Raw genomic sequence first — 25,567 nt, forward strand, 5'->3', positions numbered from 1 at the left:
AAATTCGGAGCGGCGAAGCTCCTTGGTGTCGAAGGATCAAACAGATGAATGCGACCGACATGATGCACGGATCGACGAACCGGGGCTTTTCGAAAGGAAAGCGTCGGGGCCTGATTTACGGTCTCCTGGGTGCGGTTCTGGTCTGCGCCATGGCGGTCGATACGCATGTGGTGCGTCTTGGCAAACAGAGCGCGGCCGAGGATCAGGAATTTTCGGCGGCTACCTATGGCCCGAAGGAATTTCCGAAAATGCAGGCCGCGATCGCGGCGCGCGCCGTGGAAGCGACGATCCTGGCGACGGCGCTGAAAGCGGATGCGGATGCCGCAGCGAGGAAATATGGCGTCCAGGGCAGCGTCGGGCCGGAGATTTCCGTCAAATTCACGGGCACGGTCGGCGACGGCAAGCGTGGGATCTACACCGTCAACGTGCCCGGCATGCCCGAGGACATTCATATCCGCATGCAGACCGGCCCCGCGATCAACGGCACGGATCTGCGCGACGCGACGGGTGACATCGTCTTCGGACAGTTCAGGAACCAGATCGATTTCCAGAATGCGGGCGCGGCGCTGAACACCGAAATGAAAAAACACGTGCTCGCGCCGATCGACACCGCGAATCTCACCGGGAAAACCGTCATCGTTACGGGTGTGTTCCAGTTGATCAATCCCGCGAACTGGCTCGTGACTCCTTCGGAGATGAAACTGCCATGAGTGCTGCTCTGAAAATGGATGTATCGGCGAACGATACAATCCTGTCCGCGCGCGACGTGACCAAGACCTACGGCAATACGCGCGCGCTCAAGGGAGTCGATTTCGAGATCAGGCGCGGCAGCGTGACCACGCTGTTCGGCGAAAATGGCGCTGGAAAATCGACGCTGATGAAAATCCTGTCGGGCGTCGAGACGCCGACATCGGGCCATATCGAACTCGACGGGCAACCTGTCGTCTTTGCCTCGTCCAACGATGCGCGCGATCACGGCATTTCGATCATCCATCAGGAACTGAGCCTCGCGCCCAATCTCTCCGTGCGCGACAATATTTTCATGGGACGTGAGATCCGCGGTCCGCGGGGTGTCGATTTCGCCGAGGAAGCCCGGCAGGCGCGCCAGCTGATGAAGGATCTGGGCCAGGATGTCGATCCTTCGACGAAAGTCGACGATCTGCGTCTGGGTCAGCAGCAGATCGTCGAAATCGCCCGCGCGCTGTCGGTCGATTCACGCATTCTCATCATGGACGAGCCGACATCGGCGCTGAGCGCTACGGAAGTGGACGTTCTGTTCGGCGTCATTCACGACCTGACGAGCCGGGGCGTGGCGATCGTCTACATCTCGCATCATCTCGAAGAGGCGCTGCATATCACCGATTACGCCGTCGTTCTCCGTGACGGAGCCATCACGGCCAAGGCGGATGCGAAGGATATCGACCTCGAATGGATCGTCCGCCATATGGTCGGCGAGAATTTCGATCTCGGCACGCCGCCGGACGGCTATGAATTCGGTGCGCCCGTCCTGTCCATCGAGGATCTGACGGTCATCGATCCGGCGCGCGGCACCATGCCGGTCGTGGATCGCCTGTCTCTCGACGTCCGCGCGGGCGAGATCGTCTGTCTCTATGGCCTCATGGGCGCGGGACGCACGGAAATGCTGGAATGCGTGGCGGGACGCGTACCCGTCGCGGGCGGCGTCGTCCGGCTCGACGGGCGCGACATGTCCGGTCTGTCGATCGGCCAGCGGATCGCGGCGGGTCTCGCGCTCGTGCCTGAAGACCGGCAGCGCGACGGCCTGGTGCAGACCATGACGGTCGGCCGCAACCTCTCGCTCGCGAGCATCCGGCAGTTCGTCGAACGTCTTTTCCTCTCCAGCCCGCGCGAGAAGACCCTGATCGATGATTCGATCCGTGATGTCTTCATCAAGACGGCAGGTGGCGAGGCGATGATCGGCGCGCTTTCGGGGGGCAACCAGCAGAAGGTCGTGATCGGCAAGATGCTGGCGACGAACCCGCGCGCCATCGTGCTCGACGAGCCGAGCCGGGGCATCGATATCGGCGCGAAGGCGGAAGTGTTCCGCATTCTGGCGGAGCGTGCGCGACAGGGGCTGGCCGTTCTGTATTCGACGTCCGAAGTCTCGGAATGCCTGAGCATCGCCCATCGCATCATCGTGCTGCGTCGCGGACGCATCGTTGCCCAGTTCGGGCCTGATGCCACGAAGGACGCGATCATGGAGGCGTCCGGCGAAGCCGTCCTGACCGAGAACGCGGCCGCATAAAGAAGCCACGGAAAAATCTGGCAATACTGGAGTCCATCATGGCGACCAATCTCGCGCAAGGCGCCGCTCCCGGCGCTTCCTTCAGCATCGGACGCATCCTTCTTCAGGGCCGCGCCTTCTTTGCCCTGATCGCCATCATCGCGATCTTCTCCCTGCTTTCGCCGTACTATCTGACGACGAACAACCTGATGACGATGTCATCGCATGTCGCGATTTTCGGGCTGCTGGCGCTCGGGATGCTGCTCGTGGTGCTCGATGGCGGCATCGACCTGTCCGTCGGTTCGACGCTGGGGCTGTCCGGTGTAGTCGCGGGTTTCCTGATGCAGGGCGTGACGTTGCCAGCGTTCGGTATCGTGCTTTATCCGCCGGTCTGGGTCGTGGTCGTTCTCTGCGTGGCGCTCGGCGCCGCTGTCGGTCTGGTCAATGGCGTGCTGATCGCGCGCTTCAAGGTTCCCGCCTTCGTGGCGACGCTCGGCGTCATGTATATGGTGCGCGGCTTCGCGCTGCTCATGACCAACGGTCTGACCTATAACGATCTCGGCGGCAAGACGGAGCTTGGCAATACGGGCTTCGACTGGCTCGGTTTCAACCGGCTCGGCAGCGTGCCGGTGGGCGTGGTGGTCTTCGCGCTCGCGGCCCTCGTGATGAGCCTGTTTCTGAACCGTTCGGCTTTCGGGCGCTGGCTCTATGCGGCGGGCGGCAACGAACGCGCCGCAGAACTGTCCGGCGTGCCGGTCAAGCGCGTGCAGATCACGGTTTATGTCTTCTCCGGCATCTGCGCCGCTCTTGGCGGCCTGATCCTGTCTTCGCAACTGACATCCGCCGGACCGACGGCGGGCACCACCTACGAACTGACGGCCATTGCCGCCGTGGTCGTGGGCGGCGCGGCCCTGACGGGCGGGCGGGGCAATGTGCGCGGCACGCTGCTCGGCGCGTTCGTCATCGGTTTTCTTTCCGACGGTCTCGTGATCATCGGTGTCTCTTCCTACTGGCAGACGGTTTTCACCGGCGCAGTCATTGTCCTCGCCGTGCTGCTCAATGCCGTCCAGTACCGGCGGCGGGCGAAGAAGCCCGCGATTTCAGGCGGGCAGCCAGCTCCGCTGAACCCGACCGGCACGCATCTGCCGACGACACCAGCCTGACACTGAACGGGACCGTCCCAGCAATCACACCGGAGAGTATTCCGGATGTGCAACAAGGGTGAACATGATGTTCAACAAGACGAAACGCGCGCTTCTCGCGACAGCCATGATGACGGGTGCGGTCATGACGATGGGTCATGCGGCCCATGCAGCCGACGGGCTGATCTCCGTCATCGTCAACGATCCTTCCAACCCCTACTGGAAGCTCGAGGGAGAACTCGCGGCCGACGAGGCCCGCAAGCTTGGCTACACGGCCAATGTCTCGGCGCATAAGGGCGACACCAACGTCGAGAGCAATCTCGTGGATACGGCCATCACCAATCATGCCGTGGCCATCGTTCTCGATCCGGCCAATGCCAGCGGTTCGCTCGGCGCCGTGCGCAAGGCCGTGGCCGCGAAAATACCCGTCTTTCTCGTCAACGCGGAAATCAACCAGGCCGGTCTGGCCAAGGGGCAGCTCGTTTCCAACAATGCCCAGGGTGCGGCCATCGGCGCGCAGGAATGGGTCAAGCGCGTTGCGGACAAGGGCAAATACGTCGAACTGCTTGGTGCTCCCTCGGACAACAACGCCGCCACCCGCTCCAATGGCTACAACACGGTCATCAGCCAGTATCCCGACCTTGAACGCGTGGCCTCGCAGGTGGCGAACTGGGATCGCACACAGGGTCACGACAAGATGCAGAGCATGTTGCAGGCCCACCCGGATATCGTGGCCGTTCTGAGTGGCAATGACGACATGGCGCTGGGCGCGATCGCAGCGCTCAAGGAAGCCGGGAAGCTTGCGAGCATCAAGGTCGGCGGTTTCGACGGCTCTCCGGCGGCGATCGCCGCGATCAAGGCCGGAGACCTGCAATATACGGTCCTGCAGCCGGTCGCGATCTTCTCCCGCAAGGCGGTCGACGAGGCGGATGCCTTCATCAAGACGGGCAAGACCGGCGCGCCGGAGAAGCAGCTTTTCAACTGCATCCTCATCACCAAGGACAATGTCGACAAATATACGGCGCCTTTCACGCTCTCCGAGTGAGGCGACGGCATCCGGGCATCGGCGCGCAGCCGACGATGCCCGGATGAAAGGACGGCCGGACGAGGGGCCTTGGGCGGGAGAACAGTATCATGACGAAAAACGGCATCATAGGCGTGGATTGCGGCTCCACATCGACCAAGGCCGTCATCTTCTCGGCCACGGGTGAGATCCTCGGCACGGGGCGCTGTCGCGTCGCGCAGCACATGGAGCGCGCCCATCATGTGGAGCGCGATCCCGGTGAGGCGTGGCAGGCGGCGGCCTCGGCCATCCGCGATGCTCTGGCCGATGCGGGGCTGGACGGGCGCGCGATCATGGCGGTCGGTGTAACCGCGCATGGGGACGGGCTGTTCGTGCTCGATCGCACCGGCCATCCGCTCGGGCGCGGCATCATGTCGCTCGACAGTCGCGCGCAGGGGCTGCACGAGCACTGGCGCGCGGAAGGCACGCTCGATCGCGTGTTTCCGATCGCGGGGCAGAGACCCTATCGCTATTCGGCCACGGCACTTCTCGCCTGGATGCGCGACAACGAACCGGAACGTTATCATGCGATCGGCACGGCGTTTTTCGCCAAGGACTGGATACGCCTTTGTCTGACGGGCCGGATCGCCACCGATCTGACCGAAGCGAGCACCGCGTTCACGGATCTGCATACGCAGGATTACAGCGACGCAATCCTGGCCATGCTGGGTCTGTCACCGATGCGGGGCGCGCTGCCCGAGCTGCTTCTCCCCTGCGATCCGGCCGGAACCGTGAGTGCCGCCGCCGCCAGCGCGACGGGCCTGCTGGAAGGCACGCCGGTTTCGGCGGGGCTGCATGACGTGACGGCCGCGGCGATCGGGCTTGGCCATACGCGGGCGGGCGACATGTCCGTCACGGCGGGCACGTTTTCCATCAACGAGATTTTCCATGACGCGCCCGTGCCGGGAGACGAATGGGCCTGCCGTGCGGGATATCGACGCGGTCTCTGGAACTGCATGTCCATCTCGCCCGGCTCGGCCAGCAATCTCGAATGGCTGGCGCGGCTTCTCTGCCCGGACGAACCCGCGGCAGCGGCCACTTTCATGCGCGCCGCCGCCTCGCGATATCTGGCCAGAGGGCCGGTATCGGGCGAGCCGCTGTTTCATCCCTATCTTTTCGGCTCGCCCTACGAAGCCCCCGCCAGCGCCAGCCTGTTCGGCCTTCAGGCCTGGCACGGGCGCGACGAGATCGTGCAGGCGCTGTTGCAGGGCATCGCCTTCAATCACCGCTATCATGTCGATGCGCTGCGACGCTCGGGCGTGGTGCGTCGCATCGGCATCGCGGGCGGCGGTACGAGCGAAGCGGGCATCGCGCAGATGTTCGCCGACGTGTTCGGCGAGACGATCAGCGTCTCGAACGTCCGCGAGGCGGGAGCGCTGGGGGCGGCGCTGACGGGCGCTGTGGCGGTCGGAATGTTCCCCGACCTCGAAACGGCCGTCGAAGCGCAGGACGTGGAACTGCGTGCCTATCAGCCCGAGCCGTCGCGTGCGGCGATCCAGCAGGATGCGTATGAGCGGTACAGCCGCCTCGTCGAGGCCGTCAAGCCGCACTGGGATGGACTTTACGGGATGGGAACAGGACCGGACGCTGGTTTCCTGCCAGGCGTTCCGGTCGTGAAACAGGAGGAAAACCGAGCATGACGGCTCCGGATATCGAGAATTTCGACGTCGTCATCATCGGCGCGGGGATCAACGGCGCCGGACTGTTCCGGGAGCTGGCGCTTCAGGGGCTGAAGGTTCTGATCCTCGACAAGGGCGATATCTGCTGTGGCGCCTCGGCGGCCCCCTCGCGCCTGATCCATGGCGGCATCAAATATCTGGAAACGGGTGAATTTCGCCTCGTCGCGCAATCGACATTCGAACGCAACCTCCTTCTGCGCAACGCTCCGCATACCGTGCGTCCTTTGCTGACGGTGCTGCCCATCCGTTCGTGGTTCGGGGGCATCGTCCCGTCTGTTCGCCGGTTTTTCAGGCGCAAGGCGAAGATGACGGATCGCGGTGTCCTGATCACCGAACTCGGCCTGCTGCTCTATGACGTTTTCGGCAGCCGCGCGCGCGCCATGCCGTTTCATCGCATGAAGATCGGGCGCTTTTTCCGCCGCACCTGGCTCCATATGGCTCCGGACGTCATCGCCGCCGGGCAGTATTATGACGCCGCGATCACCAGCCCGGAACGCCTGGGTTTCGAATGCGTGAAAGACGGGCTGGACGTTTCGCCGACGAGCGCGGTCATGACCTACACGACCGTGGAGGGGATCGCGAACGGCGTGATGAAACTCCGTGATGTTCTGACCGGCGGGGAGCGCTCCATACGCGCCGGGCTGATCGTCAATGCGGGCGGAGCGTGGATCGACCGGATCAATGCGGCGATCGGTCTCCCCACGCGCTATATCGGCGGTACGAAGGGCTCGCATCTGGTGCTCGACCATCCCGCGCTGCTGCGGGAACTGGACGGGCGCATGGTCTATTTCGGCACCCCGGATGGGCGGATCTGCCTGGCCTATCCGTTTCTGGGGCATGTGCTCGTCGGTTCGACGGATATTCCCGTCGATGATCCGGATCGCGTGTCATGCACGAAGGAAGAAGAGAGCTATATGCTGCGCATGCTGGCGGCGCTTTTTCCCGGGTTCGAGATCGACGCCGGTCAGGTTCTCTACCGCTATGCGGGCGTGCGGCCGCTTCCGGCCGCCGATGTCGACGATCCGGGCGCCATCAGCCGCGATCATATCGTTCATGAGGACCGGCTGGACGGGCTCTCCGTGCTGTCGCTGGTAGGCGGAAAATGGACCACCTTCCGGGGGCTGGCGGAAGAGGTTGCCGACAAGGTGCTGGAGCGTCTGTCGCGGCCGAGAACCGCGACCACGCGCGACCGTCCGATCGGCGGCGGGAGGCAATACCCTGCGCCATCGGAGCAGGCGGCCTATATTGCGGCTCTCGCCCGCGAGAACGCTGTGCCCGCCGCGCGCGCGGCACAGATTTTCGAGCGCTACGGCACGACCGCCCGCGCCATTCTTTCATTCTGTGCGGCGGAGGCCGATGCGCCACTGCACGCGATGCCGGATTTCACGCGGCGCGAACTGGTGTATCTTGCGTCTCACGAACAGGTGAGAACCCTGTCGGATCTGCTGTATCGGCGGACGACAATCGCGCTGTCCGGTCGCCTTTCCGACGTGGTCGCCCGTGAGGTCGCGCAGACCCTTCAGGAGACCATGGGCTGGAGCGACGATCGTCGCGACGCCGAATGGCAGGCGGCGTTGCTGTAGCTGCACATTCCTTTCATGAACCATCGGAGTGGCGGCGAGGCGAGGGCACCGATGGATATCGACGAGCCGCTCGCGGGGCGAGACAGTTTTTTTCGTGTCGAGAGAGGATTGAGCTTCGTCACTTAAAAGCCGCCTGTTTTGTTCACCCGGTCGGAGGTGTGGCCGCCAATTCCTCCCCCCGACCATGGTGCGGCGTCGGCTAGGCTGTTCGATGCCATCCAGGCAGCGCATAGGGAGCCTACACACTCCAGATGTGACGCTGGCGTGTGCGACGCGCGGAAAATTCGGTCCATGTCGGCACGGTCTCTTCCTGATAAACATCCAGCATCGCTTCTCGCATAGGGGACCGGCGGAGGGCTGGGCCAGAAACGTATCCTGCATCGCGAGTTCGTTTTCTGGGTTCGTCGCGACGCCTGACTTGAAGGCGGCGTTTATATGGACGATGGCTCGTATCGAGGTCAGGTCGGGTGCGGTCGATGATACCCAGATCCGCCTCCTTACGATTGTGGTACGTCTGCATCATTGCTGATTCAAATCGGACGCGAGTGAGAAACGTTATGTTTTACGATTGCAACGGTTGATCATTGTCTTCAGAAATTGCTTACCTCGGATGACAAATCCGCAACCAGTTGCTGGAGCGTATCAGGCATATGACACGCAGACGGTCCTGTTTCTCTCGCATTCTTTGCAGCGCCACGATCCTTGCGGCAACGGCGTTCACCTATGAATCCGCTCATGCGCAAAGCACGAATAGTGATACGCATGCGCACGCGAAGCGCCATAAATCACCTACAAAAACAAAGGTCTCACCCAAAGCGGCTACGACCTCGACAGCGTCCGGCGTAACGTCGGCGCAGACCAAGGCGTCGGCTGTATCACAGGCTCGTAGCGACGCGGCGGCTCCTGCGGCTCCCTCCGGTTCTGAGAGCATTATCGTGACCGGTTCGCTCATCAGCGATCCGAATCTTCATAGTGCTTCACCGATGACGCAGATTTCCGTGAAAGACATGAAGAACCGTGGTCTGAAGACGGTTACGGACGCCCTTCAACTGCTGACGACCAATGGTGCCGGAAATCTCACCAATTCCTTCTCGGCCAATGGCGCGTTCGCCGCTGGTGCCTCGGCTCCGTCTCTCCGGGGCCTCTCGACCGATTCGACTTTGACTCTCATGGATGGTCAGCGTCTTTCTTATTATCCGCTGTCCGACGACGGCGAACGTAACTTCGTCGATACGAACTGGATGCCGCAATCCATTATGCAGCGCATCGATGTGTTGAACGATGGCGGTTCGGCTACTTACGGCGCTGACGCGGTAGCTGGCGTTATCAACATGGTTACGCGCGATGAAATCCAGGGTGTCGAAGCGAACGCGGAGGGCGGTTTAAGCCAGCGTGGTGATTCGGGGCACCAGAGACTTTATGCGACGTTCGGTCATGGCGACCTCGATCGGGACGGGTATAATTTCTACATCAATTCGGAATACCAGCAGGACGACGCTCTTTATAATCGTCAGTTGCAGTCTCCGTATAATACCGGCGATCTGACCAGTATAGGCGGAACCAACGGGAACACGAACGTTCTGCAAAACGGCGTCATTCAGCAATTCGGCGCAACGCCGTACGCGCTTGTCCGGCCGAGCAACGGTGGAACATCCGGCGTGGGCGCATGGCAGCTTCTGAATTCGGGCCTGGGCTGCGGTAATCTTGGTGGGGTTGTGACAGGTTCCGCGACGACGGGTGATCATGGCCAGAGCCAGGCCTGTCCGATGAATTCGGAACGTTACGCCATGATTTCGCCGTCGCTCCGCCGCATCAATGCGACGCTGCATTTCACGGCGAAAGTGACGCAACATTCCGAACTGACGGCCATGTTCACCTATTCCCAGGCGCTCTCGCAGTCCACGGGTGCGCCGTCGGCTTTTCGTACGCAAACTGTCGATCGGACACTGTCGACTCTGGGTACGGCAGTGCCTGTCCTTTTGCCAAACGGTCAACAGAATCCGAATAATATTCTGGGTGTGCCAGAGGAAATTCTGGGCACGTTCCCAAACCCGACGAGTACGAGCCAGTTCAGCCAGAACTATCGTGGCTCCGTTCGCTATCAGGGTTGGGAACCGTCGAACTGGGGTTCCGACTGGAAATATAACGTCAATTTCGTCGGGATGAACACGGGTCTTCAGGAGACCTATACGGGGACCCCGAATATTCCGGCGCTTCAGCAGGCCATTCTCGACGGCAGCTATAATTTCGTCGATCAAAGTCTTAATTCTCAGGCCGAGATTAACAAAGTGATGCCGAATGTGGTCCTGAACGCACGATCTCAGGAATATTCGGGCGAAATGAGCGCGAGCAAGGGGCTCACACACCTTCCGGGCGGAGACCTTACGGTAGCCATCGGGGGCAATATTCGCTACGAAGCCCTCCATGACCCAAGCGTGAACCCGGACCCGCAGCAGACGGGCCTGAACCCTTTCCACGCCAGTGGCAGCCGGTGGGTTGAATCAGGATTCTTCGAAGTCGCGCTACCTTTCGTTAAAATGTTCGACATGGATGTTTCGGGTCGTTACGATAATTACTCGACCGGCGAGCATCATTTTTCACCGAAGGTGGGCGCGAACTTCCACCCGTTTAAAGAACTGACGGTTCGCGGAACCTTCTCGCGCGGTTTCCGTATTCCCAGCTTTGCGGAAACCGGCGGGTCGAATATTGGCTACACGACTTATGCCATTCAGAATCAGAACTGGATTAACCAGCACCTTAACTCTGACGGAACGCCGGATAGCTATGCCCGCTCCTATAGTCTTGGACAGAATACTAGCGGTAATACAGGGCTTAAGCCAGAAATATCGACTAACTATACGGGAGGATTTGTCTTTCATCCAACCGATTGGGTAAGTCTGAGCGTCGATTACTATTATATTAAGAAAACAAATTATATCGCCCCCAATCCCATTTCTCCGGCACAGGTGGCAAACGACTGGGTTGATGCTGAGATGGCGGGTACGCAGTACAATCCGCCTGCCGGCGTCAACGTCATTCCAGAAGTTGAGGACACACAGCACCCTGGCGCTCCCGCCCGGCCAGCGATTATCAATCTCGGTTATGTCAATACCAGAAGCCTGATGACGGACGGTGTTGATCTGGAACTCACGGCGCAACATCGTCTGCCGGGTGCGCTGCATGACATCCTGTGGTATTCGAAAGGTGAACTGACTTACGTCCGGAATTACAATCTCACTCTTCCGAACGGTCAGGTTCAGCACTTCGCGGGAACGATTGGTCCGTATTCCGCCGTCTCGGCATCGGGAACACCGCGTTGGCGCGCGAACTGGTCGAACACATTCACGTGGAAAAACCTGTCGGTCACGCCAACCGTTTATTATACGAGTGGTTACAAGACCGTTGCTGAAGATTACTACGGCGCTGGAGCATCCAGTTGCGCCTATTCTTTGGGTGCTCAAAATAATAATCCCTACGCTCCGTCCCAGTGCCACGTCAAAAACTTCTGGGATGTGGACCTGACGGTTTCCTACCAGGCCACGAAGCGGCTCAATCTCTATGCGAACGTCTACAACCTCCTGGGATTCCGGGCGCCGTATGACTTCGCGACCTATGGATCGTATCTCTACAACTCGTCCTGGGCGAGCAAGGGTGTTGTCTTGCGCTCGTTCCAGTTCGGCGCCACGCTGACGCTCTGATATCTCCTGGATCCGGCGAGGGTAACGACGGGGAAGCTTCCGCTTCCCCGTTTTTGTAGGTGGAGGGTTCGAGCAATCTGCTGATTGTGGACGTTTGTGGGGCGTGTCGTCTTTTTTAATCCCTCAAAAGGGTCGTGCCGACCGATCCGGAAGGGGAGGGATCGCAGATGCTCCTGCTGGTAATGGTGTGTTCGTCAGAAGGACGGCACGACATCAGCCGTTATGGTTCGTTCATACGAAAAACTGCCCGAACGGATGGCATCGCTTCTGAAAAATGCAAATTTCATGGGCGCGCGTAGTCATCTTCAATACGTACGATGTCATCTTCGCCCAGATAGGGACCGGACTGCACTTCGATCAGCGTCAGCGGAATCCGCCCTGGATTTTCCAGCCGATGCACGACGCCAAGCGGCAAATAGATGCTCTCGTTTTCTCTGACTATGAGTTGTTCGTGATCGCGCGTGACAAGGGCTGTGCCAGCCACAACGACCCAGTGCTCCGCGCGGTGGAAATGCTTTTGCAGTGACAGTTTTCGGCCAACCTCGACGACAATTCGTTTGACCTGGAAACGATCCGCCTGAATGAGGCTCTCGTAAAAGCCCCAGGGACGATACATACGGTTATGTGCGACCGCCTCTTTCCGACCTGCCTTGTTCAGGCGGCTCACGATATGCTTTACATCCTGCGCGCGATCACGGTGCGATACCATGACCGCGTCGGGAGTCACGACGACAATCAGATCGTCGACGCCGGTAACGGTTGCGATGATTCCATCTGATCTGACGTAACAGTTCCGTGTGCTGTCGAGGAAAACATCCCCGTACATGGCGTTTCCAGCCTCGTCTTTCGGACTTAACTCCCAAAGCGCGTCCCAACTTCCAATATCGGACCAACTGAAGGTCGCCGGTACGACCGCGGCGAGCTTCGTGCGTTCCGCGATGGCATAATCAATGGAAATATCGGGAGCTGAGCGGAAGGCCTCATCCTGGAGCCGCTCGAAATCAGCGTCCACGGTTCGTTTCTGTACCGCTTCCTCGACACTGTTGTAGATCTTGGGCTCAAGCTTCTTTATCTCGTCCAGGATCGTGCTCGCCTTCACGACAAACATGCCTGAGTTCCACAGGTGTCGTCCCGCCGCGACCAGAACGGCGGCTTTGTCCATAGTCGGCTTTTCGACAAAGGATGCCACATGATATGCGCCGGGCACTCCGTCGAGCTCGGCGCCGCGTTCGATGTAGCCGTAGCCGGTCTCAGGCTTGTGGGGCGGAATTCCGAAAGTTACGATTCTGCCGGTGCTGGCCGCATGACAGGCGATCTTTAACGACTGTGCCAAGGCGTCCGTGTCGGTGATCGCCGCATCGGCTGCCATGATCCACATGACAGCTTCGGGAGTTTTTTCCGCGACCAGGAAAGCGGCTGCCGCAATCGCTGGTGCTGAGTTTCGTCCGACAGGCTCAAGGATGATACGCGGGTTGGCAATGCCCACTTCGCGCAACTGTTCGGCGACGATAAAACGATGCTCGGTATTGCAGATCACGAGCGGGTCGCTCAAAGACGCCTCCGCGCCCCTGATGGCCGTTTCCTGGATGAGCGTGTGCTCACTCAGCAGGGGCCAGAACTGTTTGGGAAAGCTGCTACGGGAGACGGGCCAGAGGCGGCTTCCCGAGCCGCCGGACAAAATGACGGGAACTATCGTCACGTCGCTGGCCTGAAGAACGGGCATATGAACGGTCTCGTGAGGCATCTGGGTCGTTTCATCTAAGGCTTGTGAACGGCTGCATCATTTCTGGTGTCGGAGCCCATCGCATAGAAAAGAAATTTCTGCGGGTGCGAAGGTAAATTGCAGAGCGTTGTCGATTGCGGCTGCAAGCGGCCTTGTCAACACCTCCGGGTTTCGTGGACAAAACATATCCCCCGGAATGCTGATACGAGAAGGGGGTAGCGGAGATCCGAGCGCCTGATTTTGTCATACCGCACGTCGCTGCTGGTCGAATGGCGCGTCCTTGGGGTTCCGAGTGCGGTGCCTCGGTCGAGGACGGCGACGGTTTCACGATGTTGCCGGGTATCATATTGTCCATCGATTGTGACGCGTGCGATAACTCTGACATGGGATCTGCGCCAGATGCGGCATTTCGAGCCACTGCGCTTGCGCCAGCCTCTTTCAGCACCGCATTATGAGAGACGCCACGCCGTCTTCGGTATCACGGAGGGCGCAGCTTGTTCCGGCCTTTCCCTCAAAGGGCGGAATTCATACGATGAATTCTATCTCAATTGGCGCTGGAATGCCCTCTCAGAATAAAATCAAAGCAGGCCTGTCGTTGTCGGGCTATAGGGCGGCAACCCGATCGTTGAGCATCTGAGCACCGTTTTCGAACAGATTCGTGCCCCGTCCGAAGAGGGTGACGGTGATTTAATCGGGTCGTTAGTTGGGCGCGTGCCCGCATTCAAAAGAGCGCTGAGAGACCAGGGACGAAGGCGCGTGGAGCGAAGCCGGGACGGCCGCGCAAAGCACCTTTAGGTGTAACATATTGATTTTTCTTGGAAAAGATGGTGCCGACACTCGGAATTGAACCGAGGACCTACTGATTACGAAACACGTCAGGTCAGATACCTTAACGCTGCCTAGAAATGCCAAAACGTGCCAAAACAAGGGCTTGAGAGAGTTGAGCCGACTCGCCTTGGTGCCGCGACGTGCCAGAAAGTGCCGGTATTACCCTTTCAGATGACTCCGGAAAGACTCCGGAAAAATCCATCAGTGAGTTTTGGAAGGGCTCGGAATGTGCGGGGAATGTCGGAAAAATCTCTGGGGCTTACACTTTGAGGTGTAAGAAGTGTAAGTGTGTAAGAAATACATATATCTTATTGTTTTCCCTCATTTTTGTGTGTGCCAGTCTCTTACACCTTGCCTTTTCCAAGGTGTAAGAGGTGTAAGAAGGGGCGCAGCATGAGGTTCACGAAGCCCGCGATAGACGCGCTCTCATGCCCGCCGGGTAAGCGGGACGTGATGTATGCGGATGATGAGGTGAAGGGCCTTCGTGTCCGCGTGAACGCCACCGGCAGCAAGTCCTTCCTGTTTGAGTATCGATATGCGGGAAAGAACCGCCGCCTCCCGCTTGGGGAATACGGGCAGATCACGGTCGCCCAGGCGCGACGGGCGGCTCAGGAAGCACGGGGCCGCGTTCTGGCTGGCGGTGATCCAGTCGGCGAGCGGAAAGCCGTCGCGCTGGCGTTCCACGCCGCTCAGGCCGAGGAAGCGCGCGAGGCCGTCGCCGATGCCCTCACGCTCGACGTGCTCGTTGGGCGATGGCAGGACGGCGCTCTGAAGGACCGGAGCGAGAACTACCGTCGCGAGGGGCCGCGCCGCCTGCGGCATGCCTTCGCGCCGGAGCTCATGCGTCCAGCACGGGCGCTCACGCTCGCGGATGTTCAGGCACGGCTCGATGACATTGGAGAGAATCACCCGACGACGGCCCGTCGCGTGCATGCCTATGGCCGCGCGATGTTCGCATGGGCCGCTAAACGACGGCTTGTGGCTGAGAACCCGTTCACGGATGCTGTGATGGACAGCCGGGACGAGGCGCGCGAGCGGGTGCTGAGCGATGATGAGCTTGGGGCGTTCTGGCGCGCGACGCAGGGCATGGGGTATCCCTTTGGGCCTTACCTGCGCCTTCTGGCTCTAACCCTACAGCGCTTGCGCGAGGTTTCGGCCATGCGTTGGGACGAGATCGCGCCTGATCTCTCGACCTGGACCGTTCCGGCGGAGCGAGCAAAGAACAGCAAAGCTCATATCGTGCATCTGTCCGAGCCCGCGCGCCGTGAGCTGGCCGCCCTACACCGGCAGACGGCGGCGGATGGGACGATCTCGCCGCTTGTCTTCACGAACACGGGCCGGACGCCGATCTCGGGCTTCTCTGACGCTAAAGAGCGCATCCTCCGCCTCATGGACGCGGACACGGCTTCATGCGCCTCCGAGGGGCAAAAAAACGCGGGAAAGAACCCGCCTTCACCAGCCGCAAGCTGGACCTGGCATGATTTGAGAAGAACGGGAGTCACGGCGATGGCGCGGCTCGGGATCGCCCCGCATGTGGCTGACCTGACGCTGAACCATGTTCCGGCTTCGATCAAAGGCGTTGCGGCGGTCTATCAGCGGCATCACTTCATGAACGAAAGGGCGCAGGCGCTCGATGTCTGGGCGGCTCATGTGCTGGCTGTCGCGTCGGGGAGTGGACGGACCAGCGCCAGCGGTAACGTTGTGCCGTTCCGGCGTTAGGCAGGTAAGGCGGCTTGTTACTTTTGTTGACATCGGGGCGCGTCGTGTTGGATGAGATGCTTATAGCCGCGCAACCGCGCCTGGCATGGAGAAAGCCGCTGGCTCATATCAGCAAGATCGTCGGGCAAGGCGTCTACCCTGTGCCGATGGCCGCGCGTTTGTTGCGAGTGTCGCCGTCGAAGGTGCGGGCGTGGGTCTATGGTAATGGTGGCGAGGCTGTCCTTACGCCAGAACTGGATGCCGAAAGCGGCAAGGATGCTCTGAGTTTCGTCAATCTGATCGAAGTCATGTTTCTAGCGGACTTGCGCGGCCATGGTGTCAGCTTGCAGTCTATTCGCGCTATGCTGGCACGGACTAAGAGGACTTTAGATCTCGATCATCCGTTCGCCACACGGAAGTTTCACACCGACGGAAAAGCGATCTGGCTTGAGACGGCAGATGAGACGGGTGATCGCGCGATCATCGATCTTACGGACGGCAACGGGGCCATGCTCGAGGTGCTTGAGCGGAGTTTCCGGAAATCAGTGAGCTTCGATCTGGCCAGCGGTCAAGCCAATGTCTGGCGTCCTAGCGCCGATCAGCCGCGCGTCGTGCTCGATCCTGCCCGGCAGTTCGGGCGGCCCATTGACGGTGTTACTGGCGTGCCCACTGAGGTCCTGGCCGATGCATTGAAGGCGGAGCGCGGGGATGTGGCGCGTGTCGCGGCGATCTGGGAAGTGGAGCCGGAAGCGGTGGAGCAGGCGGCGGAATTCGAACTCCAATTTAGCCGTCGCCTTGCCGCGTGAGGTTCGTCTTTGACGAAAACCATCCGCCGATTCTTGCTCGCGTTGTTGCGCCGCTGGGAGAATTGGACGGTCACAACGTGACGTCAGTTCGTGATTTGGGCATCGCGGGCATGAAGGATGTGGAGCTTTTCGGCGTCCTGGTGGATGACACGGTGCGAACGGTGCTGTTGACGACGGATAAGGCGATGTCCCGTCGGCAGCACGAGGTTGCGGCAATACGTGATACCGGCGCGATTGTCGTCGTCGGCTGCAAAGGCTGGAATCAGCAGGGCGACGTGATAGAGCGGGCGCGTCATCTGGTGTGGTGGTGGCCTATGATGGTGCAGTGTGCCGGAAATGCGGATCGGGGGTCGTTTCTGGAACTGCCCTGGTCAAGCAAGGTCGCGATGCTCAAGCGATGGCGGGCCTAGGCGCTAGTCTTCCTCAACCGCACGCCAGCCCCGCTGCCGTTCTCGGCGATGAACTCTACGCCTGCGGCCTCTAGGGCGGTGCGGATGGCGTCCAAGTTGTTTGGATAAGGGGTGCGAGCCCCGCGCTCGAAATCAACGACCGTTTGGCGAGAAACAGAAGCTGCTTCAGCAAGTTGCGTCTGGCTAAAGCCGAGCATTGCTCGGGCTCCACGGCACTGGGCGGCTGTGACTGGCACCTTACCTCTATCTTTTTGATTGACGTTTTGAATAACTTCTATCAGTTTAATTGAGGTTGGACACTATGCCAATCGAAAACCGGCACGGATGAGAGCTGGAACCTCTCGTCCGCGCCTAACCACAACCGAAGGATGAATTCGGCAATGGCTGACCACGCCCATAGCATGCCCGCGTCTGTGCGGGCAGCGTCGATCTGCGCCCGCATGCTGGCGGCGCTTGCCCTCTCGTTCCTGTTCGCTCTGGCCGCCATCGGCCTCGCGATGCCCGATCCTGTCACGGCAGGACGCGCCGTCGCCGTGGAGGCCGTGCGATGAGTGCCATGGTCTCACGTCGCGATGCGCTGGCCGGGTTCGTGGCCCTGAGCGGCGCAAGCATCCCGTCAGCGCCCGCTACAGCCTCGCCAGAGGCCGATAGGGTGTTGCTCGATGTCGTGCGGCGGGCATTGCATGAAAACGCCCTCAGCGACTCCCTGATGGCTCCTTGGCAGGATGAGGGCGCTGGGCCGGAACCCGATGCGGTGTGGGAGGCATCGCATCGCCATGCTGAGCGGTTCGTCAGATTGCGCGGTGAGGCCGCCACAATTCCGGCAATGTCGCTGGCCGGGCTGCGGGCGAAAGCGCGTCTTGTGCTTTCTGATCTGCCCGACCGGCCTTATGGCGGCGTCGATGCCGAACATTCAGACGCCATCGTCTGGTCGTTATGCCGCGATCTCCTGGCACTGACAGGCGGTGAGGCATGAGCGGGCCAGCGTCCGGTCCGTCACGCCGCCGGGCGCTGGCCGGGCTTCTGATGCTCTCTGCGGGCACGACGGCGCGGGGTACGGCGGCGGACGGGTCCGGCAGGGCACAGGCTGCAAGTGATGCCGATGCCGCGTTGCGGCTAGCCAGCGGGGCGTTCTGGACCTGCCAGCGCGAGCTGGACGCTTTGGAGTGCCTGCCGTCGCCGCCGTTCGGCACGTCCGCCGCGAAGGCGCTTGAGAAGCGGTATGAGGCACTGCTCGACCGTCGCGACAGCGTGATGCACGCGATGGCCGATTGTGTGGCGGAAACCTGCCATGGCTTTGCGCTCAAAGGTGCGATCGTCGCTGCCGAGCTGCCCGACGCTTCGGACGTGCTCGAGCTTAATTCTGACAGCGCCGTGATGCGTCTGGCGGTGTCACTGGCTCGGGACGTGGTGGCTGCACGATGAGCCTGTGTTGCGTGGCACCAAAGTCCTTGCCGCTTCCGGTTTTGCCATCCCATGGTGGCGATGGCGCGGGCGTTCCGTCTGGTTGGAGCCGCCGTGCCTGGCCTGCTGCGCTGTATTCCTCGCGTGGGGGCCGCTGGATTGGAGCGGCGGTGATGGATGGACGGGACGACGCAGCGGAACGGCTTGCGCGGGGTGAATGGGTTTCGCTTCTCGATGCCTTCGATGTGGTGACATCGGCTGAGTTGAGAGCGGAAATGGCGGCCGTAATAAGTGACGCTGAGCGTTTTAGAGGTATCGGCGCTGTTTGGGCGGCGATTAGGGCCAGCCGCTGGGCAGGCTATGCGGCTACGATTGGTTCCAACGTTCCTTCACGTATCTCGTATCCGCGCAATAGTTCTATTGAAGCCCAGAAGGCAGTATTTGCGCGCTGGCAGGCCGTATTTGCAAAAATCGAGGAGCATCTGCGTGGTTGCCTTCAAAGCGGCGATTTCGTTGCGCGTAGTTATCCTGCCGCTGGTGTGGGAGCTTGGGACGATGTGCCCGCACCTTCATGGCGCATCTACAGATTTCTATGGGTTTCAACAGACAACGCCGCCGCGTGGTTTGACGGAGTTAGGGTTCGGTGCGATCCGAAGGGCCCGACTCTCACTCCTTTGGATTATTTCGAAATTCGGCGTGTTTCCACCGTTTTTCCAGCCGTTGCCGTGGATTCCCGCGATGGGCTACCTGTGACGGCGGAGCACACAGCGGGTGTTGCAAAGTCCAATACTCGAGTTGGCCAAGACGAAATTATCGGAAAGTTGCTCAGTTCTGATGGTGTTGGAGAGAAAACAAAGGATGAGTTCTTCGGTATGGCGCAGGAGTTTTGGTCCGGACTGTCTCGTAACTATTTTGATACCAGGTTATGGAAAGAGATTAAAGGAGCCGCGAAAGTCAGGGGTATAACGCTGCTCGGTCGTGGAAGGCCGCCGAAAAAATAGGGGGCGTTAAAGGTGAGGCGAATTTCGTCCCCATATTTAATTCGGTCTTTTTCCCGATAATTTTCATGAGCCCTGATCCGTCACGCCGCCTGATGCCTCGCAAGCTCTGTCAGGCGGCGTCATGACGACCACGGGGAAGAAATATGAGTGTTGAGATTTTGCCGCGTCCCGAGACCGGCGGTGCGGGCGCGGCTTCCGCGCTACATGGGGGGCTTATGTCTGCCTCGATCATTGTAAGCGAGCGTGATGCTGAGCCTTATACGGGCTTGTCCGTGCGCACATTGCAGCGGTTGCGTTTAACAGGGCAAGGACCGTCCTACGTCCAGCTGACGGGTCGCCGGATCGCCTATCGCCTTTCCGACCTGGAAGAATGGGTTGCACAGCGCGTTGTCTCCTCGACGGCGGACGCCACCGTGCGTGGGATCGGGGGAGTGCGATGACGCCAACCTTGTGCGCTCTCGTCATGCCTGCGGATCGCGCGTTCGCGGCTATGGGTCTTCTCAACCCGCCGTCGCGTTTTGTTCTGAACGCGCATGACCGGGCGATCTTTCATGATGCGGCACGCGAGGTCATGGATGCCGACGATCTCCTGCCTGTAAATTGTCCAGCGCTGTCGGTGGTCATGCGCCTCGTTTTGCGCCATGGCACCGAGGAGTGGTATACGCGGGACGCATCGCGATATCCTGAGATCAGTTTGATCGCGCCGATTTCATGGGGCGCGCACTGGCTCGCTTCTCGGCTTCGTGGCTTTCCACTTACGGCGGCTCACGAGCGTGCGCTGGGGAAAGTGTCGGCGCTGGCCGGTGCCTGTGATGTCGCGTTATACGATGGGCAATGTCATGGTTTTGGGCCTTATCTGGACGGGGCATGGACCGCCCTGCGGGCTCTCGGTCCCGTCCTTTTCTGGCAAACCGTGCGTCCTGCCACGAACAGCATTACGTCGGTCCCATCGCATGGACCGTTAAAGTTGGATCATGCAACCGCTGAGGTCATCCAGTGATCGCCGGGGCCATCACGATGCGTCTGCCTGGCGTCGATCGGCGGACATATGCGGCGCAGGCTAGTGACGGCGGCGTGCTGTGGCATATCGGCGATGGGACCGACGAGGACCCCGAATGGCGTCTCGACACTCTCATGGGCTGTCTCGGGCTGATCGTTGAGGAACCTCTGTCGGTGGAACGCCTGCGGGCGCGCTGGAAGCGGGAACAGGGCAGCGAGAACCTACCGACGATTGTCGTCGCGCATCAGCTTTGTGACGCCGTGGGTTTGCTCAGGCCGGTTGTCAATGCCGACGAGAGTTTCCGAAATCTTGTGGCGCTGCGCGGCGCTGCCATCGCTCAGGCGGCCTTCTCGTTCACAAGCCCGACGATGGCGCTTCTACGCACCGCCGTCGAGCATGCGTCCTATCTTGATCGTCTGCCAGAATGGCTCGATGACCTCGGCTGGTCGGAGCTGGTCGCCATCGCCAAGAAGCGCGACACGGCGGCTCAGGCCGTCATGTGCGGGCATGCCTTCGTTGAAGGCGAAGTATCGCATGACCTTGTGATCCGCCTCCGGGAGCCACGTCATGCGACGTGACGCGGCTGAGCTGGCCCGGATGTTGGCCGACCGGATCGGCGCTCTTGCGCCCGAGTTGCTGCCAAACGGCAAGCGCGTCGGTCCGGAATGGCGGTGCGGCTCCCTCGACGGTCAGCCGGGGCAAAGTCTCGCTGTCCGGCTCACGGGTGCGAGGCGTGGCGTCTGGTCGGATTTCAGCTCTCGTGAGAAGGGGGATGCGCTTGACCTGGTGGCGGCGACCCTGTTCCGTGGGAACCGTCGCCCGGCGATGGACTGGTCGCGGCGTTGGCTCGGGCTGTCCGACATGGACGCGCCGTCGCCGGTTCCACGCCCAGCGCCATCGCCGCCGGATCACGACCGGGCGCGGGCAGCGGAAATGGATCGGGACGCACAGAGGCGGCGGGCGAAGGCACGGAAGCTATGGGCGGAGGCGCAACCGGGCATCGCTGATACCCCCGTTGAGTTCTACTTGCGGGACCGGGGCATCAATCTGCGGGAGCTGGGCCGTGCGCCCGGCGCGCTGCGGTTTCATCCAGCGGTCTGGAACGCTGAACGTCAAACGGCCATGCCCGCGATGGTCGCCGCGATTGCCGGGCCGCATGGAAAACATGTCGCCACGCATCGAACGTGGCTGGGTCAGTGCCCGGACGGGACGTGGGGAAAGGCCGATCTGGAACGTCCGAAGATGGTGCTGGGTTCATTTGGGGGCGGCTGTATCCGGCTCTGGCGCGGGGCCTCTGGACTGGCGCTCGGTGTCGCGCCGGAAGGCGAGAACGTCGTCATCTGCGAGGGCATCGAGACGGGACTTGCCGTGGCGCTGGCGTGCCCGGATCGACGCATTCTGGCGGCTGTCTCAATCTCGAACATGGCGCGCCTTGAGCTACCGGAGAGCGTCACGGACGTGACCATCGCGGGCGATAACGACGGCGATAATCCGGCAGCACGGCGGGCGCTCGAAGCGGCATGCAGGGCTTTTGCAGAGCAGGGGCGAACCGTCCGGCTCGCTATTCCAGAAATCGAAAAAGCGGACTGGGCAGATGTCGCGCGAGGACAAAATGACGAAACAGGATTCCGCCCCTCGCGGGCGTAGGGCGGTGAAAGACGCCATCGACGGCGCGAATGTCGTTACATTCGCCGAGAGCCTCGAGCGGGCGAAGGCCAAGAGAGAGAACGGCGACGGCCGCTTTTATACGAACGAGCGCGGCCTGTTCCGGCGGGCCTTCGAAGATGGAAAAAGCGACACATTCATTTCCAGTCCCATCGCGGTGCTCGCCGAAACGCGCGACGGCGAGAGTTCGAGCTGGGGCGTGCTGCTGTCGTGGAAGGATCGCGATGGCAAGGAACACGTCGAGGCATTCGGTCGTGAGGCTGCGACGGGCGATTGTGCGGCCATTCGCTCCCGGCTTGCTGCTGGTGGCGTCCGTCTGGCCGCCGGAACCGCCGGACGTAATGCTTTTGGCGAGTGGTTCGCGTCTATCGTATCGGACGAACGGGCGCGATGCGTCGAACGGATCGGCTGGCATGAAGTGGGTGGCGGTATCGTTTTCGTTCTGCCCGGTGCGACCTTCGGTGCCGCTCAAGAGCGCGTCGTCTTGCAGCGGGAGAGCCCGGAGCCCGATCTTTTCGGCATGTCGGGCACGGTGGAGGAATGGCGTGATGCGATCGGCTCGATCTGTGCCGGAAACTCGCGGCTGGTCCTGGCTGCGTCGGCGGCCTTCGCTGGGCCGCTTCTCGGCTTGATCGGAGAGGACGGCGGCGGCTTCAATCTCGTCGGTGCGTCGCGCCTGGGCAAGTCAACGGCGCTGCATGTCGCGGGTTCGATCCTTGGTGGCACTCTGGCGCTCGGTGGCGGCGGGTATGTCCGCTCGTGGCGTTCGACGGGCAATGCCTTGGAATCGATCGCGTTAAGTTCATGTGATGCGACGCTGCTTCTCGATGAGTTGGGGCAGCTCGATCCGCGCGAAGCTGGCGACACGGCGTATATGTTGTCGAACGGGGCAGGAAAAGCGCGGGCGAACCGGACGGGTGGAGCGCGCGCCATTGCGCGGTGGCGGCTTTTGTTCCTCAGCACGGGCGAAAAAGGGCTGGCTGACCTGAACGCGGAAGCCGGTCGCGTCACGAAGGCGGGGCAGGAAGCGCGGTTTGTCGATGTGCCTGCGGACGCGGGTGCCGGGTATGGGCTGTTCGAGAGGTTGCACCATGTCGATGCACCGGGCGACCTGGCTGAATATCTGCGAGAGCAGGCGTCCCGGTTCTATGGCGCGCCGTTCCAACAATTTCTCACTGAGCTGGTGGCCTGGATCGGGCGCGATGGGCAGCGTGCGGTTCGGGATGAGCTGCGGGAGCGGGTGGCGGCCATCACGGCGGACTATCTCAGGAACTGGGCTGATGCGTCGGGGCAGGTGCGTTCGGTCGCCCGGCGCTTCGCCGTCGTTGTTGTGGGTGGGGAACTGGCGACACGTTGGGGCATCACAGGCTGGGATGATGATACGGCGCGCGAATTGGTGCGGCTGTGCTTTCAGGACTGGCTGCGCCAGCGCGGAACGGTCGGTCGGCGCGAGGATGAACAGGCCGTCGCTCAGTTGCGTGATTTTCTCGCACGGCATGGAGAAGGGCGATTTGAGCGATGGGTCGATCCGAAGGCGGCGGATGTGCCGCAATCCGAGGAAACGGCAATGCCGCCGGGCGAACGGTTCAAGACGCAGAACCGTGCCGGTTGGAAGCGGTGGGTGAAACTCGATGACGGATCATGGGGCTGGCAGTTCCTTCTGACCTCCGAAGGCATGGGTGAAGCGCTTAACGGGCTGAACAAGATCGCCGCGCGCAAGGTGCTGCGTGATCGCGGCTTTCTTGTGCCTGGCAAGGACGGCAAGTCGGCGGGCGCGCATCAGCCGCCGGGCTTCCGAACGATCCGGCTTTATGAGGTTAAGGCGAGCATCATGGGTTCCGATGCGGGCGATGGGGACTAGCGGGCGCTTTCGTGCGGCGATCAGGGTGGCAGGGGGCCGGAGCATTGTTCCGGCCCTTTTTGCGTCCAGACGGTTCAAACGGTCCGCTATGCGCACAACGCATGCGTCAGCTTGTTCCAGTAGGGCATGCTCCAATGGAACAGATGGTTTGGAACACTTTTCCGTTCCAATAGGGTTGCTTTTCGGTATTTTGGGGCGGTATAGAGTCAGGGTCTAAACCCTAACGGAACACTTTGCCATGAAAATCGGCTACGCTCGCACCTCGACCACGGAACAGATGGCCGGACTGGAAAGTCAGCAGCGTGACCTTGTGGCCGCTGGCTGCGGTCGGGTCTATGCGGAGCGGATCAGCGGCGCAAAGACGGATCGCCCCGAGTTGACCGCCGCGCTAGACCATATGCGTCCCGGTGATGTCCTCGTCGTGACAAAGCCTGATCGTCTGGCCCGCTCGACTGCGGACCTCCTGCGCCATGTGGACACGTTGAAAGCCAAAGGCTGCGGACTGATCGTGCTCAGCATGAACGGCACGATGCTGGACACCACCAACCCGACCAGCAAGCTGATGCTCACGATGCTGGCCGCCGTCGCTGAGTTCGAGCGCGACATCATGAAGGAACGTCAGGCAGAGGGGATCGCCAAGGCCAAGATGGAAGGCAAATACAAAGGGCGGAAGCCCTCAGCCCGTAATCAGGAAGAGGAGGTTCGTGCTCTGGCTGCACAGGGCATCAAGCCGACCGAGATAGCCCGCAAGCTCGGAATGGGCCGCACCAGCGTCTATCGCTGCCTGGGCAAGTAAGCTGAAGCGGAGCCTACCGAGTGGGGGCGCAGCCTGTGCCGCGTGGCGCGCGGGCAGCGCAAGAGCTTCGTTCCCGCGATTTTTGAGCCCCCGCGTTCCAGGCTAATCGAAGAGCGGAAAGTTCCTAGATATGCGAATTATGCATATCGAAGGGTCTCCTGAAGATGGAAAATACGAGGTGTTTTTGCGTCGGTTTCGTCCCTTCGAATGAGAGAGGAAAACAGAAAGCGGCGGAAAACTGTCATTCATTCAAAATAGTCTCTTACACTCTTACACCTTTTCTAATGTGATGTTTTGAAAGTGTGTGAGTAGAAAGATCAATCAAAACAGATTGATATCGTGTGATCTTACACTCTTACACTTCTTACACCGCGTGGAGCGATAGAGAGAGAAAGAGACAGACGAAGAGAGGCGGCCTGAATGATGCGTCGCATGCACTCATCGCATGGCTCGGGCGCGCGTCTGAGGTTGCCGGGAGGGATTGGGAGAGGAATGCTTTGGGTCCCTCTGAGCGCCCTGCCCTACCGCGGGAAGTTCGATCCCCGGTGGCCCCCACCTTCTGAATAAACAAAAATCGGCTTGTTGTTGTCGTTCTTGTTTTCGTCCGGGCGTGCTGGGGCAATGTCGACTCTGACCCGTGAACAAGTATTTCGGTGGAATGTCGGCTTGGTGAAGGGATGGCTGAGATTTAATCAGATCGTTATCCAGCCCATGGGCGCGGCTCCAAAAGACTCCGGAGATACTCCGGAGGAGTGTGCGCAGGTGTATCGTCGTCACCTCTTGACGGCAGATCAAGGCGTAACTTGCTGAATTTTCTTAGGAAAAATGGTGCCGACACTCGGAATTGAACCGAGGACCTACTGATTACGAATCAGTTGCTCTACCCCTGAGCTATGTCGGCGCTCTCTGGCGGGGGTCTATACAGAAGGCGGTGACGTCCTGCAACAGGGCAAAGCCTATCCCGCGCG

The 25,567-nt window shown here is 60.8% G+C and carries 22 protein-coding genes and 1 tRNA gene; 20 read left to right on the forward strand and 3 right to left on the reverse strand.

Annotated features, from left to right (window positions below):
• Window positions 1–44: 44 nt before the first annotated feature.
• From PWM43_RS12170 to PWM43_RS12200, 7 genes are all read left to right on the forward strand, one after another.
• Complete coding sequence (locus PWM43_RS12170; protein WP_289842794.1) at window positions 45–710, forward strand: DUF2291 family protein; 666 nt, start codon at window positions 45–47, stop codon at window positions 708–710.
• Entirely contained in the window at window positions 707–2,263 is a 1,557-nt protein-coding gene (locus PWM43_RS12175; RefSeq protein WP_289842795.1) for a sugar ABC transporter ATP-binding protein, read from the forward strand. Before PWM43_RS12170 ends, PWM43_RS12175 begins: the two co-directional genes overlap by 4 nt.
• Window positions 2,264–2,301: 38 nt before the next feature.
• Window positions 2,302–3,405, forward strand: coding sequence for an ABC transporter permease (locus PWM43_RS12180; RefSeq protein ID WP_289842796.1), 1,104 nt, complete (start codon window positions 2,302–2,304; stop codon window positions 3,403–3,405).
• Window positions 3,406–3,469: 64 nt separating this feature from the next.
• Window positions 3,470–4,429 carry a D-ribose ABC transporter substrate-binding protein gene (locus PWM43_RS12185; RefSeq protein WP_289842797.1) on the forward strand — a complete coding sequence of 320 codons (960 nt, stop codon included), beginning with the start codon at window positions 3,470–3,472 and terminating at the stop codon, window positions 4,427–4,429.
• Window positions 4,430–4,518: 89 nt separating this feature from the next.
• A complete protein-coding gene (locus PWM43_RS12190; protein ID WP_289842798.1) occupies window positions 4,519–6,087 on the forward strand; it encodes an FGGY-family carbohydrate kinase in 1,569 nt (522 codons plus the stop codon).
• The gene (locus tag PWM43_RS12195; protein WP_289842799.1) at window positions 6,084–7,709 is read left to right on the forward strand and encodes a glycerol-3-phosphate dehydrogenase/oxidase; all 1,626 of its coding nucleotides are present in this window, start codon (window positions 6,084–6,086) and stop codon (window positions 7,707–7,709) included. The genes PWM43_RS12190 and PWM43_RS12195 overlap by 4 nt, the downstream gene beginning before the upstream one ends.
• Before the next feature lie 650 nt (window positions 7,710–8,359).
• Window positions 8,360–11,407, forward strand: a complete 3,048-nt coding sequence (locus PWM43_RS12200; RefSeq protein ID WP_289842800.1) for a TonB-dependent receptor plug domain-containing protein — start codon at window positions 8,360–8,362, stop codon at window positions 11,405–11,407.
• Window positions 11,408–11,690: 283 nt separating this feature from the next.
• Here PWM43_RS12200 and PWM43_RS12205 read toward each other — a convergent pair whose 3' ends face one another.
• Window positions 11,691–13,151: a mannose-1-phosphate guanylyltransferase/mannose-6-phosphate isomerase gene (locus PWM43_RS12205; RefSeq protein WP_289842801.1), complete on the reverse strand. Its 1,461-nt coding sequence runs from the start codon at window positions 13,149–13,151 to the stop codon at window positions 11,691–11,693.
• A gap of 1,200 nt (window positions 13,152–14,351) precedes the next feature.
• Here PWM43_RS12205 and PWM43_RS12210 point away from each other — a divergent pair.
• Genes PWM43_RS12210 through PWM43_RS12220 form a run of 3 tightly spaced genes read left to right on the forward strand, consistent with a single transcriptional unit; the run spans window position 14,352 to window position 16,872 of the window.
• On the forward strand, window positions 14,352–15,677 hold the full coding sequence (locus PWM43_RS12210; protein WP_289842802.1) for a tyrosine-type recombinase/integrase: 1,326 nt from the start codon (window positions 14,352–14,354) through the stop codon (window positions 15,675–15,677).
• A 56-nt stretch (window positions 15,678–15,733) separates the two neighbouring features.
• A complete protein-coding gene (locus tag PWM43_RS12215; protein ID WP_289842859.1) occupies window positions 15,734–16,462 on the forward strand; it encodes a hypothetical protein in 729 nt (242 codons plus the stop codon).
• Window positions 16,459–16,872 (forward strand): PIN-like domain-containing protein, encoded by a 414-nt coding sequence (locus tag PWM43_RS12220; protein WP_289842803.1) that lies wholly within the window; start codon window positions 16,459–16,461, stop codon window positions 16,870–16,872. Before PWM43_RS12215 ends, PWM43_RS12220 begins: the two co-directional genes overlap by 4 nt.
• Here the strand turns inward: PWM43_RS12220 and PWM43_RS12225 are convergent.
• The gene (locus PWM43_RS12225) at window positions 16,869–17,108 is read right to left on the reverse strand and encodes a helix-turn-helix domain-containing protein (protein WP_289842804.1); all 240 of its coding nucleotides are present in this window, start codon (window positions 17,106–17,108) and stop codon (window positions 16,869–16,871) included. The genes PWM43_RS12220 and PWM43_RS12225 overlap by 4 nt on opposite strands.
• A 144-nt stretch (window positions 17,109–17,252) precedes the next feature.
• Between PWM43_RS12225 and PWM43_RS12230 the strand changes: the two genes are divergently transcribed.
• From PWM43_RS12230 to PWM43_RS12275, 10 genes are all read left to right on the forward strand, one after another.
• Entirely contained in the window at window positions 17,253–17,423 is a 171-nt protein-coding gene (locus PWM43_RS12230; RefSeq protein WP_289842805.1) for a hypothetical protein, read from the forward strand.
• Window positions 17,420–17,848 carry a hypothetical protein gene (locus PWM43_RS12235; protein WP_289842806.1) on the forward strand — a complete coding sequence of 143 codons (429 nt, stop codon included), beginning with the start codon at window positions 17,420–17,422 and terminating at the stop codon, window positions 17,846–17,848. Before PWM43_RS12230 ends, PWM43_RS12235 begins: the two co-directional genes overlap by 4 nt.
• Window positions 17,845–18,297 (forward strand): hypothetical protein, encoded by a 453-nt coding sequence (locus tag PWM43_RS12240; RefSeq protein WP_289842807.1) that lies wholly within the window; start codon window positions 17,845–17,847, stop codon window positions 18,295–18,297. The genes PWM43_RS12235 and PWM43_RS12240 overlap by 4 nt, the downstream gene beginning before the upstream one ends.
• Before the next feature lie 152 nt (window positions 18,298–18,449).
• Window positions 18,450–19,277, forward strand: coding sequence for a hypothetical protein (locus PWM43_RS12245; RefSeq protein ID WP_289842808.1), 828 nt, complete (start codon window positions 18,450–18,452; stop codon window positions 19,275–19,277).
• Window positions 19,278–19,420: 143 nt separating this feature from the next.
• Window positions 19,421–19,717, forward strand: a complete 297-nt coding sequence (locus PWM43_RS12250) for a helix-turn-helix transcriptional regulator (protein ID WP_289842809.1) — start codon at window positions 19,421–19,423, stop codon at window positions 19,715–19,717.
• Window positions 19,714–20,277 (forward strand): hypothetical protein, encoded by a 564-nt coding sequence (locus PWM43_RS12255; protein WP_289842810.1) that lies wholly within the window; start codon window positions 19,714–19,716, stop codon window positions 20,275–20,277. The genes PWM43_RS12250 and PWM43_RS12255 overlap by 4 nt, the downstream gene beginning before the upstream one ends.
• A gap of 17 nt (window positions 20,278–20,294) precedes the next feature.
• Window positions 20,295–20,855, forward strand: coding sequence for a hypothetical protein (locus tag PWM43_RS12260; protein ID WP_289842811.1), 561 nt, complete (start codon window positions 20,295–20,297; stop codon window positions 20,853–20,855).
• Window positions 20,845–21,924 (forward strand): DUF7146 domain-containing protein, encoded by a 1,080-nt coding sequence (locus PWM43_RS12265; protein ID WP_289842812.1) that lies wholly within the window; start codon window positions 20,845–20,847, stop codon window positions 21,922–21,924. Before PWM43_RS12260 ends, PWM43_RS12265 begins: the two co-directional genes overlap by 11 nt.
• Window positions 21,925–21,928: 4 nt before the next feature.
• Window positions 21,929–23,803, forward strand: a complete 1,875-nt coding sequence (locus PWM43_RS12270; RefSeq protein ID WP_289842813.1) for a DUF927 domain-containing protein — start codon at window positions 21,929–21,931, stop codon at window positions 23,801–23,803.
• A gap of 238 nt (window positions 23,804–24,041) precedes the next feature.
• Window positions 24,042–24,599, forward strand: a complete 558-nt coding sequence (locus PWM43_RS12275; RefSeq protein ID WP_289842814.1) for a recombinase family protein — start codon at window positions 24,042–24,044, stop codon at window positions 24,597–24,599.
• 826 nt (window positions 24,600–25,425) lie between these two features.
• Here the strand turns inward: PWM43_RS12275 and PWM43_RS12280 are convergent.
• Window positions 25,426–25,500, reverse strand: a tRNA-Thr gene (locus tag PWM43_RS12280).
• Window positions 25,501–25,567 lie beyond the last annotated feature (67 nt).

It is taken from the genome of Brytella acorum (genome assembly GCF_029309905.1).
GTDB lineage: Bacteria > Pseudomonadota > Alphaproteobacteria > Acetobacterales > Acetobacteraceae > Brytella > Brytella acorum.